This window comes from Lactobacillus nasalidis (genome assembly GCF_016587775.1).
Classification (GTDB): Bacteria; Bacillota; Bacilli; order Lactobacillales; family Lactobacillaceae; genus Lactobacillus; species Lactobacillus nasalidis.
This window is the reverse complement of record NZ_BOCG01000306.1, coordinates 1-3,843: the sequence shown is the minus strand read 5'-3', so window position 1 is coordinate 3,843 and position 3,843 is coordinate 1. Positions and strand designations below refer to the sequence as shown.

The following is a 3,843-nucleotide window of genomic DNA, read 5'->3' as shown; positions in this document are numbered from 1 at the left end:
GATTGGCGAGAGCCTTTCCATGAAGTTGCAAGAGTGGTGCTTCGGTACCTGCGCTGGTCAATGCGGTTACCCCCTTGTTGGGATATCGGAATACCGGTGATGACGGCAATAAGAAAAATGTCTGTATCCATGTCTTTGGACATACGTAGTCAAAAATTACTATTTGGCTACATTGCACACATTTTTTGCAGCAGCAGAAATAAGTTAAGAAGGAAAACTATGAAACTTGTAAAGAAGACGGTCAGCAACATTCCGTTTGACCTGCACGACAGCCGGATAGTAAAAACAGAAATCAATGGTGACAATCTTACTCTATATTTAGACCAAGTATACGAATATCAAAAAGATTCGGAAAAGTTTTATCCAGCCAATTTGACGTTCACAAAGATTGACCTGGAAGAGTGCTATGCTTTGGTTTTTGACGGGCTGCAAAAAGATGGAGTTTTTTCAGGTGTAAGATACAATTTCAGAGATTACTTGAAAAAGTATCCAGATACTGAATTTGAAATTGTTACAGACACCTACGGAGGTTATACCACCTTCATGGAAGGGTACATTTACAGAGATGGACATGAAACTATGTCTGGAATGATCTCACTTTGGACATTAGGCGAGGTCATTGCTGAATTTTAAGCTGATCGGTAGAAATGTTTAGATGCAAAAAAAGACGTCATCCCTCGATTTGGGGATGGCGTCTTTAGCTTGCTTTAGCTTTCTTCTTCGCTGCAGATAGCGATGACCCGCATCTTGTAGCCGTAGGTGTGGTCTTCGGCAACCTTTTCACCGGTGTGGTCAGTGATGACCGCGTCGATGTGGCCGCCTTCAGCAACGAACTTGTCGATTTGCTCCTTGACTTGGGCAAAAGTGCCTTCGAATTGCTTGGTGAATTGCATGTCAGTCTCCTCCTCTTTCGTAGTTTATTTAATTTTAACTCTAAAAAAGGGGAAATGCTTGCTGCTTATAAATTAATATGGAAAATCTTCTGGCCAGTTTTTGCTCAAAAGTTCCAAGAGAGGCATGACCATCTTCTTTTGGTCCTTGCGGTAGATGGCATAGAAGTCGAGCCGGTTCTTCGGGTCGTCAATTCTGACAGGCACGCGGTCATCGTTTTCCGGATGGCTGGGGAAGGAGAGGTTGGACCGGAAAACCGGCAGTTGTGAGTACTTGGTCAGCTCGGTCAAAGAAGACAGGTCGTCCTGGTAGAGGAAGTGGGCATTAGGGATAGCACTTTCCTTGATCTGCTTCCAAGGACCGATCCCCTGCAGGACCAGGAAGCTGACCCCGGCCAGCTCCTGGAAGGTAACTGAGCCCTTCTTGGCCAGGTCGCTGTTCTTGTCGCACATGAGAAACAGCTGCTCGTAGCCGATATAGCGGGACTCACAAAGGTCAGTCTGGTATTCATGACTGCTGAAAACCAGCTGGTAGCGGTAGCTTTCAACCGCTGGCAGGAGTTCGTCTTCAGCAAGCAGATTCTGGTCCAGCTTGACTTTGACCGGCAGCTTGTTCTCGATCCGCTCGCTGAGCAGCAAGGGACCAGGGGCGTCTGAGCCCACCAGGAAACGGGTTTGTGATTCAGCGAAGTTGCGCACCTTTTCAGTCAGCTCATCCTCCATGTCGAGCAGGCGGGAGGCTTCTTTGGCAGCCAGCTGGCCGGTGGTGTTGAGACTGATCTTGTTGTTGCCTGTCCGGTTGAAAAGGGCAACCCCCAGTTCCTGTTCCAGCTTCTGCATCCCCCGCGTCACCGTCGGCTGGGTCAAGTGCAGTTCTTCGGCAGTCTGACTGAGAGTGCCTGTTTTGGCAAAAGCAACCAGCTCTTGCAGTAATCGTGGATCTATCATTCTTTCACCTCACTATGTTCTAGACGTATAGTAGCATAAAAAAGCGGTAATTTTCAATTTAGAACCCTCGAATTACACTTAGCTTAGATCAGCAAACAATGTTTTGATTTTTGGAGGCAAAAAATGGCAAGAAATGAGGCAGAAGTCAAGAACGATCTGTTTGGCTTTGGCGAACCGAACACGGCTTACGCCAAGTACTTTGAAGGCAACAGTTTCTTGAAGGGGCTGGCCAGCGACGCGGCAAGCGGCATCGGCGTGGGCGAGGTTTCCTTTGAACCGGGTTGCCGCAACCACTGGCACCGGCACGTGGGCGGCTTCCAAATCTTGGTCTGCACCGCCGGAGAAGGCTGGTACCAGGCCTGGGGCCAGCCGGCGCAAAAGATGAAGCCAGGCGACGTGGTGATCGTTCCTGACGGCGTCAAGCACTGGCATGGCGCCAGCCCTGATTCCTGGTTCAGCCACCTGGCAGTAACCAAAGGCAAGACTGAATGGCTGGAAGAAGTTGCCGACTACGACGAAATCACGGCAGAATAATAATCGGTTAAAAGGAATGTCCCGTTATAACGCGGGCATTCTTTTTTTATAGGCCTTTTAGCATAGTGGCTATATTAATATAGTTGCTTGATAATAAAAGTGCCCCGACTCTGGTCCAGTCCCCGGCCTTGCCTTTTTTGCGGCAGAAGGGAGTGAATAAAGAAGATGAGGGCCGCTTTTCTGTTATACTTTTTTGACCAAATATAACTATTATTTTTGATACATAGACATTTTTGAAGTTTTAGTATGATTGTCCTAGATGGATTAAATTAGTTTTCTTGGGATTTTTTCGCAAGAAAAGCAGCAAAAAGCGGCAGATTTTTTACAAAAAGCAATTTATTTCAAACTTTCTTCAAATTCTGCTTAACAAGCTTTGATAAATGAGTATAATTAGGGTCAAGCAAGTAAAATTGTGATTTGATATCGATATAGGGAAAGGAAGCATATCATGAAGAACAATCGTTTAATGAAGAATTTGAGTAAGGCCGGCGTAGCTGCAGCACTGCTTGCTGCTGGCGTAAGCCCGGTATTGGCCGCAACTGAAAGCAAGACTTCAGTTCAAAGCAGCAAGACTGCCACTTCAAAGAAGAGCACCAGCTCATCAAGCTCTTCAAAGAAGAGTTCAGCCTCATCCAGCTCAGCCTCAAAGAAGAGCTCAGCCTCATCAAGCTCTTCAAAGACCAGCTCAGCCGCTTCATCAAGCAGCAAGAAGGCCGCTAAGAAGTCTGCAAAGAAAGCTGCCAAGAAAGCCACCAAGAAGTCAACTAAGAAGGCTGTAAAGAAGTCAACTAAGAAAGCTACCCAGAAGTCAACTAAGAAGGTAGCTAAGAAGACTACTAAGAAGGCAGCCAAGAAGACCTCAAGCAAGAAGGCCGCTGCAACTAGCAGCAAGAAGGCAGCTAAGAAGACCTCAGCCAAGAAGGCGGCTAAGAGCAGCAAGAAGACTGCAAAGAAGACCACTAAGAAGGCAGCTAAGAAGACTTCAGCCAAGAAGGCCGCAAGCACGAGCTCTTCAAGCAGCTCAGCTAAGTAATTTTGGGCAATATAAAAGCTCTGACACCGCGAAGGATGTCAGAGCTTTTTTTAATCCCGGTTAACTTCCGGGAAGACATAGTCGTGCAGGTCAGCCAGGCAGTCTTCAATCGGCCGCTTGGTTGGCTTGAGGTTGATGATGACGTGGCTCAAGCCCTGCTCGCGCTGCTTGCGCCAGAATTCAGCCAGGGACTTGGCGCCGCCGCGCAGGTAGATCTTGTTGAACAGGTGGCAAGGAGCGTCCGGATCGTCCAAAAGCTCAACGAAGTTTTGGTAGCCGAATGGGTGCCAGTTGCCGTCCTCGTTCAAGTCGTTCAGCTTCTTGACTGCCGGGGCCGTCTCGTCTTCGTCGATGCCGTGCCAGATCCAGGCGTCCGGCTCGTTGGCCAGCCAGGACAGCTCCTGCCGGCAGCGGCCGATCGCTACTAGCGGCAGCGGG

6 protein-coding genes are annotated in these 3,843 nt (G+C 48.3%); 3 read left to right on the top strand and 3 right to left on the bottom strand.

Annotated elements, in window-relative coordinates:
• Nucleotides 1-633, top strand: a 633-nt coding sequence (locus lacNas_RS14215) for a hypothetical protein (protein WP_244661425.1), incomplete at its 5' end; no start/stop codon positions are given.
• Nucleotides 634-707: 74 nt separating this feature from the next.
• On the opposite strand, the gene lacNas_RS05465 is transcribed toward lacNas_RS14215, so the two are convergent.
• Both lacNas_RS05465 and lacNas_RS05460 read right to left on the bottom strand, forming a co-directional pair.
• A complete protein-coding gene (locus tag lacNas_RS05465; RefSeq protein WP_201332127.1) occupies nt 708-893 on the bottom strand; it encodes a hypothetical protein in 186 nt (61 codons plus the stop codon).
• A gap of 72 nt (nt 894-965) precedes the next feature.
• Nucleotides 966-1,838 carry a LysR family transcriptional regulator gene (locus tag lacNas_RS05460; protein WP_201332126.1) on the bottom strand — a complete coding sequence of 291 codons (873 nt, stop codon included), beginning with the start codon at nt 1,836-1,838 and terminating at the stop codon, nt 966-968.
• Between the two features lie 123 nt (nt 1,839-1,961).
• Here lacNas_RS05460 and lacNas_RS05455 point away from each other — a divergent pair, with 123 nt between their 5' ends.
• Together lacNas_RS05455 and lacNas_RS05450 are read left to right on the top strand one after the other, a co-directional pair.
• Nucleotides 1,962-2,372: a cupin domain-containing protein gene (locus lacNas_RS05455; RefSeq protein ID WP_201332125.1), complete on the top strand. Its 411-nt coding sequence runs from the start codon at nt 1,962-1,964 to the stop codon at nt 2,370-2,372.
• A 448-nt stretch (nt 2,373-2,820) separates the two neighbouring features.
• Nucleotides 2,821-3,405, top strand: a complete 585-nt coding sequence (locus tag lacNas_RS05450; protein WP_201332124.1) for a hypothetical protein — start codon at nt 2,821-2,823, stop codon at nt 3,403-3,405.
• A 50-nt stretch (nt 3,406-3,455) separates the two neighbouring features.
• Here the strand turns inward: lacNas_RS05450 and lacNas_RS05445 are convergent.
• Nucleotides 3,456-3,843, bottom strand: a 388-nt coding sequence (locus lacNas_RS05445; protein ID WP_507762773.1) for an LLM class oxidoreductase, incomplete at its 5' end; no start/stop codon positions are given.

Excerpts from the sequence above, each read along its gene's own strand:
- lacNas_RS05465 (WP_201332127.1), bottom strand. The coding sequence starts at position 893 with ATGCAATTCACCAAGCAATTCGAAGGCACTTTTGCCCAAGTCAAGGAG.
- lacNas_RS05460 (WP_201332126.1), bottom strand. The coding sequence starts at position 1,838 with ATGATAGATCCACGATTACTGCAAGAGCTGGTTGCTTTTGCCAAAACA.
- lacNas_RS05455 (WP_201332125.1), top strand. The coding sequence starts at position 1,962 with ATGGCAAGAAATGAGGCAGAAGTCAAGAACGATCTGTTTGGCTTTGGC.
- lacNas_RS05450 (WP_201332124.1), top strand. The coding sequence starts at position 2,821 with ATGAAGAACAATCGTTTAATGAAGAATTTGAGTAAGGCCGGCGTAGCT.